Genomic DNA, 22,627 nt, shown 5'->3' with positions numbered 1-22,627 from the left:
ACACCGCCATCGACCATCCCGAGTGGAGGATCTCCGAGATATGTCCCCCTTGAAGACCATCGCGACCGTCGCCCTGGGAGCCCTGGCGACCCTCTCCGTGGCCGCGTCCGCCCAGAACGGCCCCGCCGCCCCGACCGCCACCCTGGTCCTCGACTCGCACGACCAGCTCGCCACGATCGACTGGATCGAGAAGTCGGACGTCGCCGCCCTCCGCGAGGGCGTCATCGAGAAGATGGAGCTGAGGCTGGGCGACGCCGCCCAGGAGGGCGCCGAGATCGGCTCGCTCCACAAGGAGATCGCCGAGCTGACGGTCGCCAAGAGCAAGCTGACCGCCGACAGCAAGGGATCGGTCGAGAAGGCTCGGGCCGCCAGCGAGGTCGCCGAGGCGGCCGTCGCCCGCAACCGCCGCCTGGTCGCCCGCAAGGCCGACCTCGTCTCCCAGGAGGAGATGACCAAGTCCGAGGGCGAGTACAAGGTCGCCGTCGCCCAGGTCAAGGAGGCCGAGGAGCAGATCGCCATCAACATGGCCGAGCTGGCCCTGGCCGACCAGATGCTCCGCGAGCACACGATCTACGCCCCGTTCTCCGGCATCGTCATCCGCCGCTACAAGGAGCCGGGCGAGAGCGTCCGGGCCAACGAGGCCGTCGTCCAGATCGGCAACCTGGCCCGGCTCTCGGCCACCGCCTTCATCCCGCTCGACTACGCCTTCCGGGTCAAGGTCGGCCAGGTCGTCGAGATCCAGCCCCGCCTGGAGGGGAGCCGAGGCGACCAGCCGATCGAGCGCAAGACCTTCCGCGGCGTCATCAAGTTCGTCGACCCCCAGGTCCAGGCCATCGCCGAGAGCGCCGTCCGCATCCGCGCCGAGTTCGAGAACCCCGAGCTGGAGCTGCGGCCCGGCCTGAAGGCGGCCATGACCATCTACCTCAACGACGACGAGGTCGCCGCCCGGCCCCGCACGACGCCGGCCCGCTGATCCTCTCCCGGGACCTGCCCCACCGGCCGCGCCGGCCGGGGGGGCGTCCCGCCCCAGCACGACGATGACGCCCCCCACGGCCCCGCCGAGGATCGCCGATCGATGAGCGCAGCCCCTTCCACAACCCCGGCCCCCTTCGGACAGGCCGCCGAGCACCTGCGGGTCAAGCTCCGCCCCGACCTGGTGGTCCAGCCCCAGTTCTACGAGGGGATGACCCACTACGTCGTGAAGGACCCGCTGGCGCTGAAGTACTTCCGGTTCAAGATCGAGGAGTACTTCCTGCTCCAGCAGTTCGACGGCAAGAACAACCTCCAGGACGTCAAGCGGGCCTTCGAGCGCAAGTACCGCCCGCAGACGATCTCGATCGAGGACCTCACCCGGTTCGTGGCCCAGCTCCACGAGGCCGGCGTCGTCCAGATCGACAGCCCGGAGCAGGCCGCCGCGCTCATCCGCCGCCGCCGCAAGAACAAGTGGAAGAAGGTCTGGGGCTTCCTCGCCAACATCCTGTTCATCAAGATCCCGGTCATCGACCCCGAGCGGCTGCTGACCTGGATGTACCCGTACTTCCGCTGGATCTTCACCCGCTGGTTCGTCGCCGGCAGCGTCTGCCTGATGCTCGCCGCCGTGACCCTGGTGATCAGCCAGTGGAGCCAGTTCTACGCCAAGCTCCCCGAGTTCCAGAGCTTCTTCAACTGGTGGACGATCTTCACCTTCTGGATCAGCCTGGCGATCGTCAAGATCATCCACGAGTTCGGCCATGGCCTCACCGCCAAGCACTACGGCGGCGAGGTCCACGAGATGGGGATGCTTTTCCTCGTCCTCACGCCGGCCCTCTACTGCGACGTGACCGACAGCTGGCTTTTGCCCAACAAGTGGCACCGGATCTGGATCTCGGCGGCGGGCATCTACGTCGAGCTGTTCCTCGCCAGCCTGGCGACCTTCGTCTGGTTCAACACCGAGCAGGGGCTGCTCAACAGCCTCTCGATGGCGGTCATGTTCATCTGCTCGGTGAACACGATCCTGTTCAACGCCAACCCGCTGCTGCGGTACGACGGCTACTACGTCATGTCGGACTGGCTGGAGATCCCCAACCTGCGGATCAAGAGCACCCAGTTCTTCACCTACCTGCTGCAGGAGAAGGTGCTCGGCCTGGAGGTCCCGGTCCAGAGCTACATGCCGCGGTCGCGGCGGAGCCTGTTCGTCACCTACGCGGTCGCCAGCTACCTGTACCGCTGGGTGGTGACCTTCAGCATCCTGTTCTTCCTGTCCCAGGTCCTCAAGCCGTACAAGCTCCAGGCGCTCAGCTACATGCTGGCCCTCGGCTCGCTCGTGCCCCTCCTGGGGATGCCCCTCTATCAAATCGGCAAGTTCCTACGCACGCCCGGGAGGATGCGCAAAGTGAAGAAAGCACGTGCGGCCGCTTTCGCCGCGGCCTTCGTGGCCGTCGTGGCCTGCGTCCTGATGATCCCCACCCCGCTGCGCATCCAGGGGACCCTGGTCCTCTCCCCCGCGCACCCGACCGAGATCTACTCCGAGGTCGAGGGCCGGCTCGTCGAGCTGAACGTCCGCGACGGCGCGTGGGTCAAGGAAGGCGACGTCATCGCCAAGCTGGTCAACCACGAGAAGCAGAAGGAACTCATCCAGCGCCAGTCCGAGCACGACACGTACTGGTTCAAGGCCCTCCACTACGGCCGCAGCTCCGAGAACGAGGGCCGCGCCCAGGCCCGCCAGTGCGTCCAGATGGCCGAGGAGCTGGAGCCGGCGATCGCCAAGATCAATGAGCAGCTCGGCAAGCTCGTCCTCACCGCCCCGCGCGACGGCCAGGTCCTCGGCGTCCCCCACCCCGAGACGCTCGGCCAGTGGGTCAAGCCCGGCAAGCCCTTCTGCGAGGTCGCCGACCCCCACAAGCTCGAAGCCCACCTGATCGTCGACCAGTCCGACATCGACCTGATCCGGATGGACCGCGACAAGGCCCCCCGCGCCTGGGTCAAGGTCTACGGCCGCTCCGAGGTCACCATCAACGGCGCCGTCGCCCAGATCGCCAAGCGCAACCGCGAGGAGATCCCGGTCGAGCTGTCCAACACCGCCGGCGGCGAGATCGCCGCCAGCACCGACCCCAAGACCGGCCAGATCAAGCCCCAGTCGGCCGTCTACGAGGTCGTCATCCCCATCGACAACCCCAACCTGGAATACCACCCCGGCCAGCGCGGGTTCGCCAAGATCGACGCCGGCACCCACACTTTCGGCTGGTGGCTCTGGCGGCTCATCACCAAGACCTTCCACTTCACGATCTGACCCGGCCCGCCCGGACGCAGACCACCGCAAAACCCCGAGGCCCGGCCGCGATCCCCCGATCGCCGCCGGGCCTCGCTCTTTACCCGATGGAGGACAGTCGGCGCGCGACGTATCCTGGACCCGTCACGCGGTCCTTCCCCCCTCGCGCCGGGGCGGGCCGCGATCTCGGGACGGGGCGAAGACCATGCGGCATCCCTCACCGTTCCTGTCGATCCCCCCGGCCCGAGCCGAGCGCTGGGCCCTGCTTCGCGAGTTCTTCGACCAGTGGCATCCCCCGCTGCGGCCCGCCGAGGGCGATCCCGCGGCGACCCTCGACGCCGCCGCGATGCGGTTGGGCGTCGACCTGCCGGCCGCCCTGCGCGAATGGTACGCGATCGCCGGACGGCGGGCGGACGCCTGGTCCCGCCAGGACGTCTTCGTGAGGCCGGATCGGCTGCGGATCGAGGACGGGCGGATCGTTTTCTATGAGGAGAGCCAGGCCGTCGTCCGATGGGGCGTCGGCGTCGAGGGGCGGCAGGCTGAGGACCCGCCGGTTTTCGTCTCGTCCGAAGACGAACACGGCGAATGGCTGGAGGAGAGCCCGTCGATCTCGCTGTTCGCCCTTCAGAGGCTGCTCTGCGACCTGAAGTGGTCCCACGACGTCCGATGCCGGGCCAACGGCCCCTGGACGGACGCCGTCCTCACCGCGATCGAGTCCCACTATCCGCGGCTCGCCTTGCCAGCCTACGCCGCATCCGGCCCGAGCCGCTGCTACGGTCATCGCGATCTCGTGATCGGGGTCGAGATCGAACGCGGCGAGGATTGCCTCTGGGTCGCGAGCCGCGCCGAGGCCCCATTCCACGAGTTGCAGCGTCTCCTGAAACCACTCGGAATGCGTTGGGATTCGAGTTCCTACGACTGGCCATCGGGCTGGGTGTCAAGAAATTCCGACTACTGAGCCCGGCTTCGCGGGGCACGCCGCGAGCCGCCAGGCACCTCCCCCTGCAGCCCGATCACGGGGGAATTTCCTGAGCTCGCCGATCACCCCGGAGCCGACGCGTCTCGCGAGGATGGAACGGCGGCAAGAATGACGACGGCCTGTGGCGGCGGGGCCGAGTCGACGCCCGGCTCGATCGGCACGAAGCGGGTCTGCGAGGGAAACGACGGGCGCGTCTGCAGTCCGGTAGCCAAGAGCCGCCTCGGTTGCGAGGATGGTCAGTCGCAACTAAGGTGATGCGCTCGCCTGGCGACGCGGATCGCCTCGGGACGCCAGGCTGAGTCCCTGTGAGATCCTTATCATGATCATGCGTCTGATCGGAAGTCTCACCGAGGATTGCCTGAGGGATGAGTTGGCGCGATCCAACGCCGCTCGTCGCCATGGGCCGGCCGACGATCCGCTCGCCTTGTTCCTTCGATCGCGAGGCGTCGACCTGGCGACGGCATTCGTCCTCGACTGGATTCCTGAACAGGGGGAGGACATCTATACGGTCCTGGACGGAGACCTGCGCGTTCTCGTCGTCGAGCTGCCCCGGGGAGACGGCGACGCTCCCCCATCCGTGGCGGAGACGCCGATCGCCGACTATCGACGGGCGGTCTCCCGGCGCTCGCGCCTGGTCCGCCTGAGGTTCGCAGTCGCGGAGGACCTGGTTTCCAGGGCGTCCCAGAGCGAGTAGGGAATCTGCATGCGACATGCGGCGAAGGGAGTGCTCGGCGTAATCCAGGCGAACGCTTTCCACGGATCGGACGGCCGGCCGACGTCCGGTATCTTGACTCTCGGTCCTCGCCACGGATGACCCACGATGTTCGAGAACCGGATGGGGAATCTCGCCCGGGCGTCGCCGTACGATGATCCGGGCCCGGCCGATGCGGATAGGAGGCGGTTCATGGACCCCGAGCGAGTTCCGGTGGATCTCCTCGCATCGGACGGCGGCGTGATTCGAGGCGAGTTCCGGTTGTGGGAGGAGAGCCCCGAGCATCCCGACTTGGTGCGTCTGTCGATCGCCTTCCAAGGAAGCGAGATCGTACGCGATGACGAGGAGTTCTGGTCCGCGCTCCGCTCGATCCGAGTCGAGCTCGAAGCGCTCGGCCTGAGGCCCCGCTGCTACGGCTCCAGTCGGAACGTCTACCCGTCGGCGATGTGCCAATCCATGGGCGTCGGCATCAAGGCGTATCAGCTGGAAATGGGCAGGCAGGGCCGAATGGCCGACCTCGTCGACATTTTCGAGGATGGCCCGGGAGTCGACCCGGCTTCGGTGGAGGAACAGAAAGCCTCCTTTGAAGCGTGGCTCCGCAGCCTCGGCGGGTGACGAGGATCGAGAACGTGGACGCAAAACGGCCGGCCCCGATCCGCGAGGGATCGAGGCCGGCCGTGAGAATTCACCTCGTTCGAGGGCCCGTCCGGATCAGGTGAACGGGTTCTTGATGTCGTCCCAGATCTTCTGGAGGGTGGTCTTGTTGTTGGCGGAGGCCCGGGCGGCCTTCTGGGCGGCGGCCTTGGCGGCCTGGGCCTGGGCGGCGGCCTGCTGCTGGACGGCCAGCTCGGCCGCGGCGGTCTTGGCGGCGGCGTCGGCCTCGGCCGTCGGCGTCGTCGGGACCTCGGTGGAGACGGCGGCCGTCGAAGCGGGCGTCGTGGTCGCGGGCGTCGTCGCCTGCTCGGTCACCAGGGGCGTGGCCGCCGGAAGCGTGGTCCCGGACTTGCTCGCCTGCTGGTTCTGGTTGGCCAGGTCGACCAGGGCCGCCAGCACCTGGCTCGGCGGGGTGACGGTCGTCGGCGTGGTGGTCGTCGGGGCCGGCGTGGTGGTCGTCGGCGTGGTGGTCGTCGGGGCCGGCGTGGTGGTCGTCGGCGTGGGGGTCGTCGGGGCCGGCGTGGTGGTCGTCGGCGTGGTCGCGGCGGGCCTGTTCGAGATCGCCGGGCCCTGGACCACCTGGACGACGTTGATCTTCTCGCCGTTCACGACCTTGCTCGTGGAGACGGTGCGGGATTCCCGCTGGACCGGGGCGGGCGAGTTCTGGAACAGCGTGTAGACCGGGAACGAGCTGCCGGGCGCCTCGTTGCGGTTGATCTTGAACCGGGCCGGGGACATGCCGCGGTACCGGGCGACCGTGGCCTGCGGGACCCACATGTACTGCGGCAGCTTGTGCTGCAGGGCCGTGGTGTTCCGCTGGGCGGTCGGGTCGACGAGGAAGCCGTTGACCGACGCACGCTGGCGGTCGACGACCACGTACGAGTCCGGCTTGGGGAGCAGGGTCTGGGAGAGCATCTTGAGGCTCTCCAGGCTGACCCCGCCCTTGAGCTGGCCGTTCGCGACGAAGTCGAAGAAGTTGAAGCGGCGTTGCAGGGCCCCGGGGGAGTCCGGGTTCTCGTTGAAGACGACGTTGTTGACGCCGGCCTGGGTCTGGGCGTAGGTGGCCGTGCCGCCGAGGAGTCGGGCCATGGCGCCGGCCTCGGGCATGCCCTTGGTCGCGGCCGTGTCGGTGAAGTCCTGGACCTCCTGGGCGGTCAGGACGCCGTCGTTGTTGGCGTCGATGATCGGCAGGACGTTCTGGCTGATCAGGTAGTTGAGGGCGATGGTCCCCTCGATCGCGGCGATCGCATTGCTGATCGAGACGCGGGCGTAGGCCGGCGGCTCGTTCGCCCCGACGAAGCCGTGCTGCTTGTCGGTCGAGCTGACCAGGGCCGGGGTCGAGAGGCTGCCGCCGTCGTTCAGGTCGAAGGCGGGGACGGCCGTCCAGGCGAGGATGCCGTTGATCCCGTCCGGCGTGTTGAAGGCCGAGAGGTCGCCGATCCCGTGGGGGTTGAAGTACAGCGAGCGGACGCCGACCGGGGTCGTCAGGTACGCGTCCGAGGTGACCCCCTGGTCCTTGTTGAGGTTGGTCCAGTAGTCCAGGGCCGAGGCCACCATGGAGTAGGCGCCGGTCAGGATGCCGGTCGACATCGAGGTCCCGACCTGGGTGAAGGTCAGCCGGTTGGCGGCGTCGCCCGAGGTCTCGTCGGTCGCGTCCGCGGCCTGGAGTGCCGAGAACCGCCGGCGGAAGGTGGGGACGTCGAGGGCCGGGGCCGCGAAGTCGGTGGCGATCGTGCGGTTCACGGCCCCCGGGACCCGGTCGTTCCAGATGGCGAAGTCGGAGGCCGCAAAGGTCTCGACGTTGGCCGCGACGTTGGCCTCGGTGCCGCCGCCGGTGCCGCCGCCCGTCCCGCCGCCGGTCCCGCCGGTGGCCGTCCCGCCGATCGTGAGGGCGTTGCCGAAGACCAGAACCGGGCCGGCCGGGTTGGGGATCGCCCCCACCGCCGGGTTGTCCGGCGTGGTGGACACGCTCGTGTAGTAGGGGAACGGATAGACGCCCGTCACCGAGATCGTCTCGTTCAGGATGGCCGGCAGCGACATGCCGTTGGTGTCGCCCAGCGACGGGTCGTCGGCGTTGCTGCGGAACAGGCCGGTGGCGGTGGCGCCGGTGCCGCCGCCGGCGCCGCCGCCGCCGCCGCCCGTGCCGCCGCCGGTGGTCCCGCCCGAGCCGAGGCCCAGCGGCGAGCCGAACTGGCCGGCGGCCGCGATCGGCGCGATACCCAGCTGGCGGAACTTTCGGAGCTGGAGCTTCAGGGCGATGACGATCTGGGGATAGTTGCGGAAGGCCTGGGCCTCGCTCGTCCACGTCTGGGTGGTGCCGAAGGCCAGGGTCGAGGCGATCACCCGGGAGACCTGGCCCGGCCGCACCGGGTCGTTGACGTAGGGCTGCGAGGCGACGTAGGCGAGGCCGTTGTAGACGCCGTTCGTGCTCGTCAGGGCGTTGGCGGTCGCGGTCAGGCTGCCGCCGCCCGTCCCGCCGCCGGTGCCGCCGCCCGTCCCGCCGCCGGTCGTGCCGCCGACGGTGATCGTCAGCGAGCCGAAGTAGGGCGAGAAGATCGCGACCGGGTTGATGGTGGCCTGGGGGACGAACTGGGCGACGACGCCCGCCACGGGCGTGCCGTGGCCGTCGAAGCTGTTGGCCAGCACGGTGCCGCCGCCGGTGGTGCCGCCGCCGGTGCCTCCGCCTGTGCCTCCGCCGGTGCCGCCGCCGCCGCCGGTCCCCGTGGTCCCGGTGTCGAGCGACGCGACGTCGATGTTGCCGTTGCCCCCGGTGTAGAGGTTCTTGCCGGCCCCGACGCGGCCGCGGAACGGCGAGGAGAGCGAGTCGACGCCGGTGTCGATGACGGCCACCGCGCTGCCGCGGCCGTCATAGGGCACGGCCAGGGTGCGGAGGTCGTTCAGGCCGATCAGCGTGCCCGAGGTCGAGCCGGCGAGGCTGGCGGTCGTCTTGAACTGCCAGATGCCGTCGCCGTCCGACGCGTAGAAGACCGTACCGTCGGCCGAGAAGGTGATGCTCAGGCTCGAATCCATGAAGCTGGTCGAGTCCTGGGCGCCCGAGGTGTTGAAGCCCTGGGCGAACACCGTCGTGATCCCGACCGGCGTGATCCGGACGACCCGGCCGCCGATGTTGCTGCCGCCGGTGGTGTTGCCGTTGGTGACGATCGGCACCAGCGGGTTGGTCGCGGCGTTGTAGGGCTGGCTGGGGTCGGCCAGCTCGAGGCCGACGATCCCGCTCCCCTGCACCGGGACGTTGACGACGACGCCCGCGGGGATGCCGAGGGCCGCGTCCTCCACCGAGGTCACCGAGACGTACAGGCCCGAGGCCAGGTCGCTGACGAACAGGTTGCCGGCGTAGGTCGGCTGGCCGGTGACCGTCACCCCGGTCACGACGCCCCCCGTCGTGGTGGTCGAGTCGGCCGCCTCCAGGCCCACCGACTGGGCGAAGTAGCTGTACTGGTCGAACGCGATGTCCTGGAACCGCCGGAACGGCGTGGTCAGGAACGGGTTGGCGTCGACGACCAGCGGGTCGGTGACCGAGTCGAGCGACGGGTCGCCGATCAGCAGGTCGCCGTTGGAGCCCTGCACGCCGCTGAAGCCGGGCGTCGCGGGGATCCCGCCGCCCGCGGGGGTCCCGAAGTCGGTGAAGGCCGAGTACACCGGCGAGAAGTAGTCGATGTTCGCCTGGGTCATGCCCGTGATCGGCCCGGCGCTCATCCCGGTCTGCGACACCCCCTTCGGCAGCGTCGAGGCGTTCGAGATCACCTGGCCCGGCGAATACTGGTTGGCGTCGAAGAACAGGGCGGCCAGCGTGCCGCCGGTCGAGCTGACGCCGCTGCCGGCGATCACCCCGCGGAGGAAGCTCTGGAACTCCGGCCCCGGCACGACCACGGCCGTCGGGTTGATGTTGAACTTGGTCGCCGCCTGGCCGTCCGTCAGGGTCACGAAGGCGCCCAGGAACGAACCGTCGGCCCCGATCCGGTAGATCGCGTTCTTCGCCGGGTCGGACCGGTCCGAGGTGGTGACCAGCATCGACGGCTTGCCGTCGATGTAGCCCTCGGGGTCGAACGCGATGTCGTACCAGTTGGTGAACCCGGTGGCGTCGACCGCCCCGCCGGACGCCCCGCCCAGCGAGTTCGCCGCCGGGTTCACGCCGTCGGTGTTCAGCGCGTTGGGGTCGATCTGGCTCATGACCGTGTTCAGGTCGAAGAACACGCTGGCCTTGCCGGTCGCCGAGTCGATCCGGTAGATCACCCCCGGACGGTCCACGGCGCCTTCGTTGTCGCCGGCCCCGCGAGAGATCGCATAGAGGCCGTTGCCGAAGATGCCGCCCGGGCCGGCCTGGATCCGCACCATGTCGCCGCCGAACGACGAGAGGGGCGTCAGCTGGGCCACCGAGGTGATCGGCGCGGCGCTGGTGAGCGTGTCGGCATCGGTGTTCGAGCTGACGACCACGGTCCCCAGGAACGCGTTCGTCGGCGTGTCCGCCGCCGTGAACTCGGCCTGGAGCGGATACACCGGCACGACGGGGGCCAGCAGGTCACGCCGCTCGAGCGCGGTCAGGCCTTCGAGCTTGAGGTTGCGGTTACGACGCTGCGCTGGGCCTTGCGCCCGCGGTCGGGATGGCTGAGACATTCCATTATCTCCTATCGCTGGACTCGTCCGTCCTGAACCGAGGCCGAGACGCCCGGCAATCCTCAGTATCGGCGCACCTGGCGTTTGACGATGAGTCGAAACATCCGGCAAGACCCGGACTCGGGGTGCAACCCGCGCACGCGGATCTTTTGTCAACATCTGAATCGGCCGTCGGGGCCCGCGGCGATCAGGGAAAGGGGCGATGCAAGCGGAAAAATCGCTAGGAGCGGCCCGGGGCCGGGCGAGGGGGGCGTGCGGGCGGGAGGCGGGGAATGAGACGCGGGAGGCGGCGGCGAGGGTTGCTCGCCGCGGCCTCCCGCGGGTGGGCTTTCCGGGATTCGGGGCGGTCGGCTTACTCGACCACGCCCTTCGGGCCGGGGCTCGTCTGGGCCTGCTGCGGCACCTGGGCGCGACGGCGGACGTCGAGCTCGATCGAGCCGAAAGTCCCCTCATGGCGCTGGATCGTCATCCCCAGCGCGGTCAGCAGCCGCTTGGCGGTGTAGAAGTTCATGACGAGCCGCTGGATGGCCTTGACGTCCTGCCGGCCCTGGGCGAACGGCTGAGGGTTCAGGCCGAAGTCGAGGATGACCTCCTCGGGCGTCGCCGTCACGCGGCAGAAGTTCGAGTAGGACGGCACCGTCGCGGAATCGTCGACGACGACCTCGGTGGTCACCTGCTGCTGCGGCGTGGGGTTCTCGGGCTCGCTCATTTCCAGATCCATCCTATTCCTATCGTAGGCCGCCGTGCGGGGTCCAGGACCGTGTCCGGGAGAGGAGAGCACACGGCGATCTCTCGGTCCCGGGTCCACGATATCAGGTGAAGACTATCGCGAAACGGAAAAACCGATCAAGCCGATTTTTGCGCGTGCGACGATTCGACCAGGCGGTCCAGCTCGTGGAGCGTCCGCCCGGAGGCCCCGTGCTGGGCCAGCACGAACCGCCGCCCCGCCTCGCCGCGGGCCGCGGCCTTCTCCGGCTCGTCGAGGTCCTCGCGGAGCCGGGCCGCCAGCTCGCCGGCCCCGGCGACCCGCCGGGCGGCGTCGCGCGCCAGCAGCTGGGCCACGGTCTCGCGAAAGTTGGCCGTGTGGGGGCCGAACATCACCGACGCTCCGTAGGCCGCCGGCTCCATCATGTTCTGCCCGCCCCGGCCCGGGAGCAGGCTGCCGCCGACGAACGCGACGTCCGCCAGGCCCCAGACCGCCCCCAGCTCGCCGAGGGTGTCGATCAGGACGACCGGCGCCGAACCGCTTGGGGGGGGAGGAGACGCCGGGCCTTCGCTCCGCCGGACCACCGTCTCGCCCTCGGATTCCAGCCAGCGGGCCACGGCCTCGAACCGCTCGGCGTGCCTCGGCACCAGCACGAGCCGCAGGCGGGGATGGTCGCGACGAGCCGCGCGATACGCGGCGAGCGCCGCCTCCTCCTCGCCGTCCATCGTGCTGCCGGCCACGAAGATCAGGTCGGCGGCCGTCAGGCCCAACTCCGTCCGGAGCTTGCGGGTCTTCGCGTTGTTGCGGTCGCTCTCCAGGCCGTCGAACTTCACCGACCCGGTCACGCTCACGCGGTCGACGGGCACGCCCAGGTCGACGAACCGGCGGGCGTAGTCCTCGTCCTGCGCCGCGACCGCGTCGATGCGGTGCAGGGTGGGGCCGAGCGGCCCCCGGATCCGGCGATAGCCCCGGTGGCTCCGCTCGCTCAGGCGGGCGTTGATGACCGCGACGTTCGCCCCGGAGCGTTTGGCGGCCCGGATCAGGTTCGGCCACAGCTCCAGCTCGACGAGCGCCAGGACCGTCGGCCGGACGCGGGCCATCGCCCGCCGGGTCGCCCAGCTGAAGTCGAACGGGGCGTAGAAGGTGATCAGCTCGGGGAAGGTCCGCCTCGCCACGGCCAGCCCGGTGGGGGTGGTCGTCGAGATCACGATCTCCCAGTTCGGCCGGCGGCGGGCCATCTCGCGGACCAGCGGCCGCAGCAGCAGGACCTCGCCCACGCTGACGGCGTGGAACCAGAGGCAGGGCCCCTCGCCCATGCGATTCGGGGCGTCCCCCGAGAACTTCTCCCAGAGGCCGTCGCGATACTTGCCCGAACGCACCATCCGGAACGCGATGACCGGCGACAGCACGATCAGCGTCGCGACGTAGATCAGGTTCAAAACCAGCGGCATCCCGGGGAATCCTTTCCCGATAGAGAGCGAGTGGTCCGCTCGACGAGACGCGAGTCGTAAAGCAATCGCCGTGCCCGCCGTCGCACCCGGCGCCCGGCCGGCGGGAGTCGGTCCCGCCCCTCGCGGCCGCCGGGGCGTCCGGCCTTCATCCTTGAAGGGATCGGCCCGCCGGTCCCGCCCGAATCCTCGTTCCGCGACGCAAACGATTGCCCTGAAACGGATCAGACCGCCTCGCGCGGGCGATGCGACGGGTCCTGACTCCGCTCGATCGCGCGAGCCCCACGGGGCGTCCCCGAGGGCTCGGCGAGCGGCGGAGATCGGGCCGGAAGCTCAGAAGACGTCGGGCGAAGACTGCTGGCGCATGTGGCAGGCTTTGAACTTTTTTCCCGATCCGCAGGGGCAGGGGTCGTTGCGACCCACCTTTTTGCCAACGTTGCGGACGGGCTCCTTCTTCTTATCGGCCCCGGATTCGCCGGCCTGGATGGCGGCGTCCTGGGTCCGACGGACGCCGTTGCCCGAGTCGGGGACCGCGGCGACCGAGGACGAGGCCGATTCGACCTCCTGGTGGATGGCCTGGGCCCGGTCCAGCTTCCAACGCGAGCCGAGGTACGAGAGGAACTCGGGGTCGAACTGCTCGACGCGGAAGATCAGGTCGGTGACGCGGTCGCCGATCCCGTTCCACATCTCGCCGAAGATCCGCATGCCCTCGCGCTTGAACTCGACCTTGGGGTCGATCTGGGCGTAGCCTTGCAGGCCGATCGAGCTGCGGAGGTGGTCCATCGCCCGCAGGTGCTCCATCCAGCTCGAATCGAGGATCTGGAGCAGAAGGACCTTCTCCATCTCGCGCATCTCGGGCCGGATCTTGGCGTCGAGGAGGGCGGTCATCCGCTCGCGGGCCTCGTCCGGGGGCAGGGCGGATAGCTCGTCGGCGGTGAGGGTCGAGCCGACGTGGCGGTTCGCCCATTCGACCAGTTCGGCGAGGGCGGCCGGCGACGGGGCGCTCTTCGGGCCGCGGGGGAAGGCGGCGTCGAGGCGCGTCGCCAGCTCCTCGGAGAGCCGGGCCCCGTCGTACTTCTTGCGGGCCAGGGCGATGAGGTGCGCCTCCATCTCGGGGCGGAGCATCGTCTGCAGCTCGGCCGGGTCGACGAGGCTGTGGAGCCGCTCGGAGGCCCAGGCGGCGAGCCCTTCGCGGTCGTAGCGCGGGGCCTGGTTCTGGGCGTGCGACCGGTCGCCGAGGAAGCGGGTCGACGCGATCCGGACGGGAAGCTCCGCCTCCTTCGCGACGTACAGCTCGCGGGCCTGCTCCTTGAGCTTCCGGGCGATCTGGGCCCGGTCGAGGCCCTTCCACTCGGAGGCGTCGGCGGCGATGCCGAACTTGTGGTGCGCCCAGCCGGCCAGGCTGCGGCGCCCCCAATCCGGCTGGAGGAACTCGCGGGCGGGCTCGAGGTCGAGCTTCTCGATCGACTCCTTGGCCTGCTCGTACAGGAATTCTTCCAGGCCCGGGCGGTCCAGCTCGGTCTCGTCGCCGGAGCGGTGTTCGAACTTCCGGAGGTCTTTCTCTTTGAGGGAGACGCCGAAACGGTTGTTCGCCCAGTTGACCAGGGCGCCCCAGGTCCACTCCGAGGGCTCGGCGTCGGCGGGGACGTTCTCCTCCATCGCCTCGCGGATCGACTCGTAGAGGTGGCGTTCGCCGCGGCGGCGGACGATGTCGCCGGCGTCCTCGAACTCGACGCCCCGGAAGTCGCGGGCGGTCACGTCGGCGCCGAGGCGCTGGGAGACCCACTCGGCGAAGCTGGCCTGGCCGTAGTCGTCGGCGAGGAAGCGGTCGACGGCGTCCTGGATCTGGGAGTCGATCATCTCCAGGATGCGGACCTTGGGGGACGAGCCGTCGAGCAAGGCCTGGCGGAACGAGTAGACCCGCTTCCGCTGCTCGTCCATGACTTCGTCGTACTCGAGGAGGTTCTTGCGGATGTCGAAGTTGCGCTCCTCGACCTTCTTCTGGGCCCCCTCGATGCGGCGGCTGACCATCTTGCTCTCGATGGCCTCCCCTTCCTGCATGCCGAGGCGGGTCAGGACGGCCGAGACCCACTCGCCGGCGAACTTCCGCATCAGGTCGTCGTCGAGCGCCAGGAAGAACCGCGAGGAGCCGGGGTCCCCCTGGCGGCCGGAGCGGCCGCGGAGCTGGTTGTCGATCCGGCGGCTCTCGTGGCGTTCGGTGCCGATGATGTGCAGGCCGCCGGCGGCGGCGACCTCGCGGCCCTCGGCCTTCATCGCGGGCTCGTACTTGGACACGGCCTGGTGCCAGGCCTCGGGGGTGACGTCCAGGCGGGTCTCGTAGAGCGGCCGGCCGTCCTCGTTGGTCAGGCGCTTGAGGTCGTCCCAGGCCATGAACTCGGGGTTGCCGCCGAGGATGATGTCGGTGCCGCGGCCGGCCATGTTGGTGGCGATCGTGACCGCCCCCTTCCGCCCGGCCTGGGCGACGATCTCGGCCTCGCGCTCGTGGTGCTTGGCGTTGAGGACCTGGTGGGGGATGCCGTACCGCGTCAGATATTCGGACAGCTCTTCGGACTTCTCGATCGACACCGTCCCCACGAGGATCGGCCGGCCGGTCGCGTGGACCTCCTTGATCTCGTCGAGCAGCGCCTGGTTCTTCTCGCGGTCGTAGCGGAAGATCACGTCCGGGTAGTTCACCCGGCTGAGGCCCCGGTTGGTCGGGATGGCGACCACGTCCAGGCCGTAGACCTTGTAGAACTCGTTGGCCTCGGTCATGGCCGTGCCGGTCATGCCCGAGAGCTTCTTGTACAGCTTGAAGAAGTTCTGGAGCGTGATCGTGGCGAGGGTCTGGTTCTCCTCCTTGATCTTCACCCGCTCCTTGGCCTCGACCGCCTGGTGGAGGCCGTCGGACCACTGGCGGCCGACCATCAGGCGGCCCGTGAACTCGTCGACGATGACCACCTCGCCGTTGGGCTGGACCACGTACTCGCGGTCGCGGCGGTAGAGGTGGTGCGCCTTCAGCGCGTTGTCGATCAGGTGGGGCCACTCCATGTTGCCCGGCGTGTAGAAGCTCTCCAGGCCGGCGATCTTCTCGGCCTCCCGGATGCCGGCGTCGTTCAGGTGGCAGGTCCGCTCCTTCTCCTTGACCTCGAAGTGGAGGTCGCGCTTGAGGAGCCGGGCGATCCGGTCGGCCTCGGCGTACTTCCGCACGTCGTCGAAGGCCGGACCCGAGATGATCAGGGGGGTCCGCGCCTCGTCGATGAGGATGCTGTCGACCTCGTCGATGACCGCGTAGTGGAGCGAGCCCTGGCACTGCAGCTCGGCCGTCGGCTTCATGTTGTCGCGCAGGTAGTCGAAGCCGAACTCGTTGTTGGTGCCGTAGGTGATGTCGCGGCCGTAGATGTCCTGACGCTCGGCCGAGTCCATCTCGGACTGGATCGCCCCTACGGTCATGCCCAGGCCTTGGTAGAGCGGGCTCATCCATTCCGCATCGCGGCGGGCCAGGTAGTCGTTGACCGTGATGACGTGCACGCCCTTGCCGTCGAGCGCGTTCAGGTACGCCGCCAGGGTGGCGACCAGGGTCTTGCCCTCGCCGGTGACCATCTCGGCGATGTTGCCGCCGTGCAGGACCATGCCGCCCATGAGCTGGACGTCGAAGTGCCGCATGTTCAGGTAGCGGCGGCCCGCCTCGCGGCAGACGGCGAACGCCTCGGGCAGGATCTGCTCGAGCGTCTCGCCCGCCTCGCGGCGGCGGCGGAACTCGGCGGTCTTGGCCTTCAGCTCGTCGTCGGACAGCGCCTGGACCGAAGGCTCCAGCTCGTTGATCCGGGCCACGATCGGCCGCATCTGGCGGATGCGACGCTCGTTGGAGCTGCCGAACACCCGCACGAGACCTTCCGAAACCCCCTCCGACAGGGCCGACAGGGCGTCGGTCGTCTTATCCCAAAGCTCGGTCAGCACTTCCATTGCCGCGTGGTCCCCGTGCGAATGATACGTTGCAGCAAGTCATTGCAATACTGCATCTTACAACGGACGTGCGGATTTCGTCAATCGCGACGGCGAGACGTCCCACGCCGGCCCTTCGGCTTTCACGATCCCCTCATGGGACGCCCGGCCCACGCTTTTTCGCCCCGGCGGGGCGGACGCGGCGTCGCGAGCACGATTCCGATGGTGCCGAAGGCGTCGGAGAAAGCTGACATGGGCCTCCGGCCCGACCCTGGTATTCTACGCCCGACGACCGGGAGACGGCCTCCCGATTTTCGGGCCCTTTCCGACGCCATGTCGACTTTTCGCCCTCGATCCGTTCGCGAAAGGATCATCCATGTCCCCCCAAGCCCCGAGTTTCCACCCGGCCCTGTTCTACCGCGACCCCGCCGCCGCCCTGGACTGGCTGCCGAAGGCGTTCGGCTTCCGGGTCTTGCAGGATTACCGAACCCCCGACGGCACGGTCGCCCACGCCGAGCTGACGTATGGGAGCGGCATCCTCTTCCTGGGCGGTGCGAAGCCCGACTCCGGCTGGCGCAGCCCGCTCGACCTGGCGGGCCGGCATCAATCGGTCTGCGTCGCGGTCGACGACGTCGACGCCCACCACGACCGGGCCCTCGCCGCCGGGGCCGAAATCGTCGAGTCCCCGAAGGACACGGATTACGGCTCGCGCGCCTACACCGCGAGGGATCCCGAGGGCCACCACTGGCACTTCGACTCCTACCGACCGAAATCCTAACGGACCGGAAGGCCGCGTCCCCTTGCCTCGCCGCCCGATCGAGGTGCAGAATCCAGGGGAGCGCACCGCCTCTCGACTATCGAGGACCGCCCATGCCCGTCAGGACGAAGACGACGGCCCCCCAGACCGTGGCCGAACTGCTGAAGCGGCTCGGCGACGTCCCCGCCTCGCGCGTGCGGCTCGTCCCCACGCCCGGCACGGCCACCGAGCGCGACGTGATCGAGGCCCATGATCGCGAGAACCGACTGTACGAACTCGTCGACGGCGTGCTGGTGGAGAAGGCGATGGGTTTTGAAGAGTCGCGGTGGGCGATCCTGCTGGCCTTCCATCTCAACCTCTACCTTCTCCAGCACGACCTCGGCGTGGTGCTCGGCTCCGACGGGACGATGAGGCTGCTCCCCGGCCTCGTCCGCATCCCGGACGTCGCCTTCATCTCCTGGGACCGGTACCCGAAGGACCTGAGCCGGGGCGAGATCCCGGCGGTCGCGCCCGACCTGGCGGTGGAGATCCTGAGCAAGTCGAACACCCGCCGGGAGATGGCCCGGAAGCTCGACGAGTACTTCCGGGCCGGCGTGCGGCTGGTATGGTACGTGGACCCGAAGGCCCGCGAGGTCCGCGTCTACGAGTCGCCGGCCGCGCCCGTCGTCCTGACGGCGGCCGACGTGCTCGAAGGCGGGGCCGTGCTCCCAGGCTTCCTCCTGCCGCTGGCCGAGTGGTTCGCCCAGGCCGAACGCACCGGACCGGCCGGCCGCTGACCCGCCCTAGCTACTGGACGCCCGGCAGCGACGCCAGGAAGCCCGCCCAGACGATGAGCCCTTCGACGGCCACGAGCAGCCAGCGTCGCGGCCCCGCGATCGAAGAACCGGCCAGCAGGACGAGGAAGCCGACGAGCGACGCCCCGAACGCGAGGAACGCCAGGACGGCCGCCGGCTCGGCCCATCGAGCCACGTCGCCACCATATTCCCACGATCGGAAGCCGAAGCCGGTCACCGCGACGGCCGCGAGCTGGAAGACGATCAGCAGTCGCATCCGATTCACGTCCGACATCCCGGCCTCCCACTTCCTCGCGGATCCGACTCAAGGGGTCTCGGCCTTCGGCAAGGCCCCGCGCCAGCCGGCCTGCCATCGCTCGGTCAAGGCCTTGAGGTTCTCGGCCTGGGCCGGGTCGGCGGCGAGGTTGCGGTTCTCGTCGGGGTCGGCCTGGAGGTCGTACAGCTCGACGGCGTCCACCTGCGAGGGGTCGGCCCTCTTGACCCACCGGGTCAGGCGGAAGCGGTCGGTCCGCATCGAGTAGCCCATCAGTCCGGGTCGCGGATACTGGCTGAACGCGGCCGACTTCCACGCGCGATCGGGCGAGCGGAGCACCGGCGCGAAGCTGACGCCTTCCAGCTCCTTCGGCGGGGTCAGGCCGGCCAGGTCGGCAAGCGTGGGATAGATGTCGACGAACTCGACGAGCGTCTTCGTATGCGCGCCGGGGGAGGCGAGGTCGGGCGCGGCGACGATCAGGGGGACGCGGGTGTCCAGCTCGACGTTCGAGTGCTTGCACCAGGCGCCGTGCTCGCCGAGCTTCCAGCCGTGGTCGCCCCAGAGGACGACGATCGTGCTCTCGCGCAGGCCGAGCCGGTCCAGCTCGTCGAGCACCCGGCCGACCTGGGCGTCCATGTAACTCACGGCCGCGTAGTACCCGTGCTTGAGCGTCCGCGCGGCCTCGTCGGGGATCGGACCTTTCTTCGGCATGCCGTGGTAGCCCCTCAGCTCGCCGCTGTCGAGCAGGGCGTAATCGGGCGCCCCCTCCGGCCGGAACGGGTTCGGGGCCAGGGCGATCTTCGCGGGGTCGTACAGGTCCCAGTACTTTTTCGGAGCCACGAACGGCAGGTGCGGCCGCGCGAAGCCGACGGCCAGGAAAAACGGCTCGCGCCCCGCCTTCAACTCGCCGAGCGTCCGCACGGCTTTGGCCGCGATCTTGCCGTCGACGAACGTCTCGTCGGGCACGTCGGCCGATTCATACGCCGGCCCGAGCGACGCGCGGTTCGCGGCCTTGCCGGTCTTGCCGGCCGCCTTCGCCGCCGCCGACTTGCGTTGGCGGATCTTGCGGTTCTCCTCCAGCCCGTAGATCGGCGCCTGCGCCATCTCCCAGGGGACCGACCACGACGGCGGGTCCTGGACGCTCGGGTGGAAGATCTTCCCCATGCCCTGGACGTGGTACCCGTTCTGCTTGAAGAGCTGCGGCAGCGTGACGGCGTCCGGCAGGGCCTCGCGGAAGTGTTTGACCAGGTCGTAAACCTTGGTCGAGTCCGGCCGCATCCCCGTCAGCAGGCTCGACCGCGAGGGCGAGCAGACCGCCTGCTGGCAATACGCCCGATCGAACGTCACCCCCCGCGCCGCCAGCTTGTCCAGGTTCGGCGTCTTCACGTGCGGCGAGCCGTAGGCCCCGAACTCTGGTCGGAGGTCGTCGACCGCCAGGAACAGGACGTTGGGCCTCGGCTTCCCCGGCTCCTCGGCCCGTCCGGTCCAGGCGAGAGTCGTGAGGGCGAAGGCCGTCAAAATTCGGGACATCGTCATGTGTGATGATCCGCCAAGCTGTAATCCGAATGCATCAGTAAGCGACGCCGCGAACAAGCTTCGCGACGCTCCACAATTTGATTGAGCCATCGTAGCTCGCGGTCGCCAGGATCGCACCGTCGGGCGAGAACGCGACGTCCGAGACGGGGCCCCAGTGGCCGCCGAGCACGGCCAGCAGGTTGCCCGTCTTCACCGACCACAAGCGGGCGTCGCCGGCCCTGTTCACCGGCCAGGGATGGTCGAGGGACCCGCCCCCCGTGGCCGCCAGCGCGCCGTCCGGCGAGAACGCGACCGCGTTGACCTGATCCCGGTGCCCGGCCAAGCTGGCGATGACCTCGCCGGTTGCCACGTCGAGCAGCTCGACGGCCCGGAAGTGTCCCAGGCCATCGCTCTGGGCCAGCCGGGCCCCGACCCGCCCCGATTGCATCCGCTCGGACGGCGGCTCGCGGGCCCAGTCGGGGGCCTCGGCCCGCGTCGTCTCCCTGATCAAGGTCCCGTTGGCCACGTCCCAGAGATTCCGCCCTTCCCCCTCGCGAGAGGTCGACGAGGCAAGAGTCTCGCCGTCGGGCGAGAACCGGATCCAATCGACGAAAGCGTCGTGACCCTCAAGGACGGCGCGGACTCTTCGCCCGTCGACATCCCAGAGGTTGATCGCCCGGTCGACATCGGTGGAGGCCAGCGTCCGGCCGTCGGGCGAGAAGGCGATCTGGAAGACGTGCGATCCCCGCAGCGTCGCCGCCGGCCGCGGCCCTACCGCGCCAAGAAACGCTACGCGACCGAGCAACAAGACGGCGAAGACCCCGACCGCGAACCGCATTCGACGCGACGTCTTCACCACTGCTCGCTCCTCGCCGCCGCCGGCCGTTTACTCGCCCCAGGTCGCCCGGTAGTTGAACCGGTCGTTGGGGGCGGCGTCGCCGTCGAGCGTAAAGGCGGGCGCCTCGCCGCCGACGGCGATGTTGTCGAGCCACTTGAAGTCGATCGCCACCCGCTTCGAGACGTCGCCGGGGAACGCCAGGCCCAGGGCGGGGCGGGGGATGGACAGCTCCAATTCGGCGCCGCCGAAGGCGATCGCGGCGGCGGCTTCGAGGGGCTCGGTCGAGCCGTCGGGCTTGAGGCGTTCGACGGTCGCCATGCCGTCGGCGGGCTTCTCGCGATTCACGACGACGTCGTAGCCCAGCCAGCCGGTCTTGGGGTCGGCGTCCACGTCGAGGCAGAGGGTCATCCAGCGCTCGGCGGGGGCCGATAAGGGCTCGCGGGTTTTCACGTAGAACGAGACGAACTCGTCGCCGGGGGCCACCTTGGCGACCGTCAGGTCGTTGCGGCCGGTCTCGTTGACGAACTCGGGCTCTCCCTTCCAGCCCGGGTGGCGGCGGCGGGCCGTGTCGCCGAGCGTGTCGCGGAACTCGGGGCCGGCGGCCTGCCAGTCGCCGAACGAGCCGTCGATGCGGACCTTCACGCGGGCCACGTCGGCCGGCTTGCGGGCCCCCTTGTAGCGCCGGATTTCCGAGGCGAGCTGGTAGTAGTAGGCGTCGCCGAAGCCCCCTCTCATCGGCTCGATGTCGCGCGAGTACTCGGGCGAGAACTGGTCGACGAAGAACGTCCCGCCCGGCTTGAGGCGGACGCCCCCCATCGACATCTCCCCCTTGCGGTCGAGGAACCGCTGCGCGATCCACTCGTTCCAGCCGGTGATGAAGACGAACGGCGGGTCGACCTCGCGGGCCCGCTTCCACTGCTCGGCGAAGTACAGCCCGGCCTCGGGCCGGCGCTCCTCCGGCGGCGGCTGGGCGCCGTCGTGGAAGCTGCGGCCGATGTTGCTGATGGGATGCTCGGCGGTCGCCACCACGATCTGCTCGGGCCTGTCCGGCGACTCGTGCCAGCCGGGGGCCTGGGGCGTGTGGTCGAGCCAGGGCCACTTGTCGCGGCCGTCGCCGAACCACGCCTGCCCCTTCGTCCAGGCCCAGGAGTGGCGGATCGTGAAGAACGCCTTCACCTCGTCGCTCAGCCCGTCCGGCGGGGTCAGGATCAGCGGCTTGCCTCCCCAGGCGAACCAGTGGTCGCGGCCCTTCCCTGGCTTGTAGAAGGTCTGGTAGAGGTGCTCGACGGTCCTGGCGCTGGCGGAGTTCGCCAGGAAGGCGATCTTCGGCGTGCGCTGGCCCGAGGCGCGAAACTCGTCCAGGACTTTCAGCAGGGCGTCGCGGACGGAGTCGTACGTCAGGGCGTTGGTGACGTCGAAGAACAGCATGTCGACCCCGGCGTCGGTCAGCATCTGGATGTGCTTGCGGATCACGTAGGCGTCGTCGTCGCGATAGTAGCCGAACAGCGGCTCGGCCCAGTGGTGGAATGCGCCCGGCGGGCCGAACTTCGGATCGTCCGGGTTCGCCGTAAGGATCTTCGACAGGTCGTAGACCGGGTTCTGCCCCTCGTTCCAGAGGAAGTAGAAGATCCCCGTCGTCCGGCCTTCGCGCGGGGGGCCGACCTCGTCGGAGCCCGGGACGACCCGGCCGAGCCCGTCCGTCGCGACCCAGGTGTCGGCCATCACGTCCCAAGAGGGGGCGTCGTCCCCCCTCGTCGGGACGGGCGAGAGCAGGGCGATCGCCGCCCCCAGGGCCAGGGCGGTCGGGAGGGATCTCATGGCGGGCGTCCTCGGGGGCGGTGGGGGAGGGGGGCGGTGCCGGTGCCGGTTCGGGCGGGATCGGGGCGGTCCGTTCGCGAATCCCTCTCCGATCGGGCGTCCGGGCCCATGATCAGTTTGAGGGACTCCCTCTCCGGTCCGCTCCTTGGCAATGTAGTCGCGGTGTTCCGTCCGATCAAGCTCCTGGCCCCCCGGGCGCAGGCGCGGTCGGCGGACCGAGGAAAGCACGCCGAACGAACCCAATTTCGGGCGGGTTCGTCGTGCCGGATCCCTTGACCCCGGAAGGGTTTGCGGTGGAATTCGGGGTGATCGCGAATTGGGTTCGCTCGCGA

15 protein-coding genes are annotated in these 22,627 nt (G+C 69.4%); 7 read left to right on the top strand and 8 right to left on the bottom strand.

What is annotated here, in order from left to right:
* The first annotated feature begins 40 nt into the window (after window positions 1–40).
* The 5 genes from G6O68_RS04260 (at window position 41) to G6O68_RS04240 (ending at window position 5,553) form a co-directional block, all read left to right on the top strand.
* Window positions 41–973 (top strand): efflux RND transporter periplasmic adaptor subunit, encoded by a 933-nt coding sequence (locus G6O68_RS04260; RefSeq protein ID WP_165245159.1) that lies wholly within the window; start codon window positions 41–43, stop codon window positions 971–973.
* A 102-nt stretch (window positions 974–1,075) separates the two neighbouring features.
* Window positions 1,076–3,268 carry an HlyD family efflux transporter periplasmic adaptor subunit gene (locus G6O68_RS04255; protein WP_165245157.1) on the top strand — a complete coding sequence of 731 codons (2,193 nt, stop codon included), beginning with the start codon at window positions 1,076–1,078 and terminating at the stop codon, window positions 3,266–3,268.
* A gap of 184 nt (window positions 3,269–3,452) precedes the next feature.
* Window positions 3,453–4,205 carry a hypothetical protein gene (locus G6O68_RS04250; RefSeq protein ID WP_165245155.1) on the top strand — a complete coding sequence of 251 codons (753 nt, stop codon included), beginning with the start codon at window positions 3,453–3,455 and terminating at the stop codon, window positions 4,203–4,205.
* 445 nt (window positions 4,206–4,650) lie between these two features.
* Entirely contained in the window at window positions 4,651–4,920 is a 270-nt protein-coding gene (locus G6O68_RS04245) for a hypothetical protein (protein WP_165245153.1), read from the top strand.
* A 126-nt stretch (window positions 4,921–5,046) separates the two neighbouring features.
* Window positions 5,047–5,553, top strand: coding sequence for a hypothetical protein (locus G6O68_RS04240; protein WP_165245151.1), 507 nt, complete (start codon window positions 5,047–5,049; stop codon window positions 5,551–5,553).
* A 96-nt stretch (window positions 5,554–5,649) separates the two neighbouring features.
* Here the strand turns inward: G6O68_RS04240 and G6O68_RS04235 are convergent, their stop codons facing one another.
* The 4 genes from G6O68_RS04235 to secA all read right to left on the bottom strand — a co-directional run bounded on the left by G6O68_RS04235 (window position 5,650) and on the right by secA (window position 16,341).
* Window positions 5,650–10,224, bottom strand: coding sequence for a hypothetical protein (locus tag G6O68_RS04235; protein WP_165245149.1), 4,575 nt, complete (start codon window positions 10,222–10,224; stop codon window positions 5,650–5,652).
* 352 nt (window positions 10,225–10,576) lie between these two features.
* Entirely contained in the window at window positions 10,577–10,933 is a 357-nt protein-coding gene (locus G6O68_RS04230) for a DUF3467 domain-containing protein (protein WP_240911031.1), read from the bottom strand.
* Window positions 10,934–11,070: 137 nt separating this feature from the next.
* Window positions 11,071–12,381: a 3-deoxy-D-manno-octulosonic acid transferase gene (locus G6O68_RS04225; protein ID WP_165245145.1), complete on the bottom strand. Its 1,311-nt coding sequence runs from the start codon at window positions 12,379–12,381 to the stop codon at window positions 11,071–11,073.
* 330 nt (window positions 12,382–12,711) lie between these two features.
* The gene (gene secA, locus G6O68_RS04220; protein WP_165245143.1) at window positions 12,712–16,341 is read right to left on the bottom strand and encodes a preprotein translocase subunit SecA; all 3,630 of its coding nucleotides are present in this window, start codon (window positions 16,339–16,341) and stop codon (window positions 12,712–12,714) included.
* A 355-nt stretch (window positions 16,342–16,696) separates the two neighbouring features.
* Between secA and G6O68_RS04215 the strand changes: the two genes are divergently transcribed.
* Both G6O68_RS04215 and G6O68_RS04210 read left to right on the top strand, forming a co-directional pair.
* Window positions 16,697–17,098, top strand: coding sequence for a VOC family protein (locus G6O68_RS04215; protein WP_165245141.1), 402 nt, complete (start codon window positions 16,697–16,699; stop codon window positions 17,096–17,098).
* Window positions 17,099–17,190: 92 nt separating this feature from the next.
* Window positions 17,191–17,853: a Uma2 family endonuclease gene (locus G6O68_RS04210; RefSeq protein WP_165245139.1), complete on the top strand. Its 663-nt coding sequence runs from the start codon at window positions 17,191–17,193 to the stop codon at window positions 17,851–17,853.
* Window positions 17,854–17,863: 10 nt separating this feature from the next.
* Here G6O68_RS04210 and G6O68_RS04205 read toward each other — a convergent pair whose 3' ends face one another.
* Genes G6O68_RS04205 through G6O68_RS04190 form a run of 4 tightly spaced genes read right to left on the bottom strand, consistent with a single transcriptional unit; the run spans window position 17,864 to window position 22,295 of the window.
* Window positions 17,864–18,145, bottom strand: coding sequence for a hypothetical protein (locus G6O68_RS04205; RefSeq protein WP_165245137.1), 282 nt, complete (start codon window positions 18,143–18,145; stop codon window positions 17,864–17,866).
* 30 nt (window positions 18,146–18,175) lie between these two features.
* Window positions 18,176–19,660, bottom strand: a complete 1,485-nt coding sequence (locus tag G6O68_RS04200) for a sulfatase (protein WP_206108010.1) — start codon at window positions 19,658–19,660, stop codon at window positions 18,176–18,178.
* 34 nt (window positions 19,661–19,694) lie between these two features.
* Window positions 19,695–20,495, bottom strand: a complete 801-nt coding sequence (locus G6O68_RS04195; protein WP_165245135.1) for a WD40 repeat domain-containing protein — start codon at window positions 20,493–20,495, stop codon at window positions 19,695–19,697.
* A 30-nt stretch (window positions 20,496–20,525) separates the two neighbouring features.
* Window positions 20,526–22,295 carry a hypothetical protein gene (locus tag G6O68_RS04190; RefSeq protein ID WP_165245133.1) on the bottom strand — a complete coding sequence of 590 codons (1,770 nt, stop codon included), beginning with the start codon at window positions 22,293–22,295 and terminating at the stop codon, window positions 20,526–20,528.
* Window positions 22,296–22,627 lie beyond the last annotated feature (332 nt).

Source organism: Paludisphaera soli (assembly GCF_011064595.1).
Classification (GTDB): Bacteria; Planctomycetota; Planctomycetia; order Isosphaerales; family Isosphaeraceae; genus Paludisphaera; species Paludisphaera soli.
This window is presented reverse-complemented; position numbering and strand designations above follow the sequence as displayed.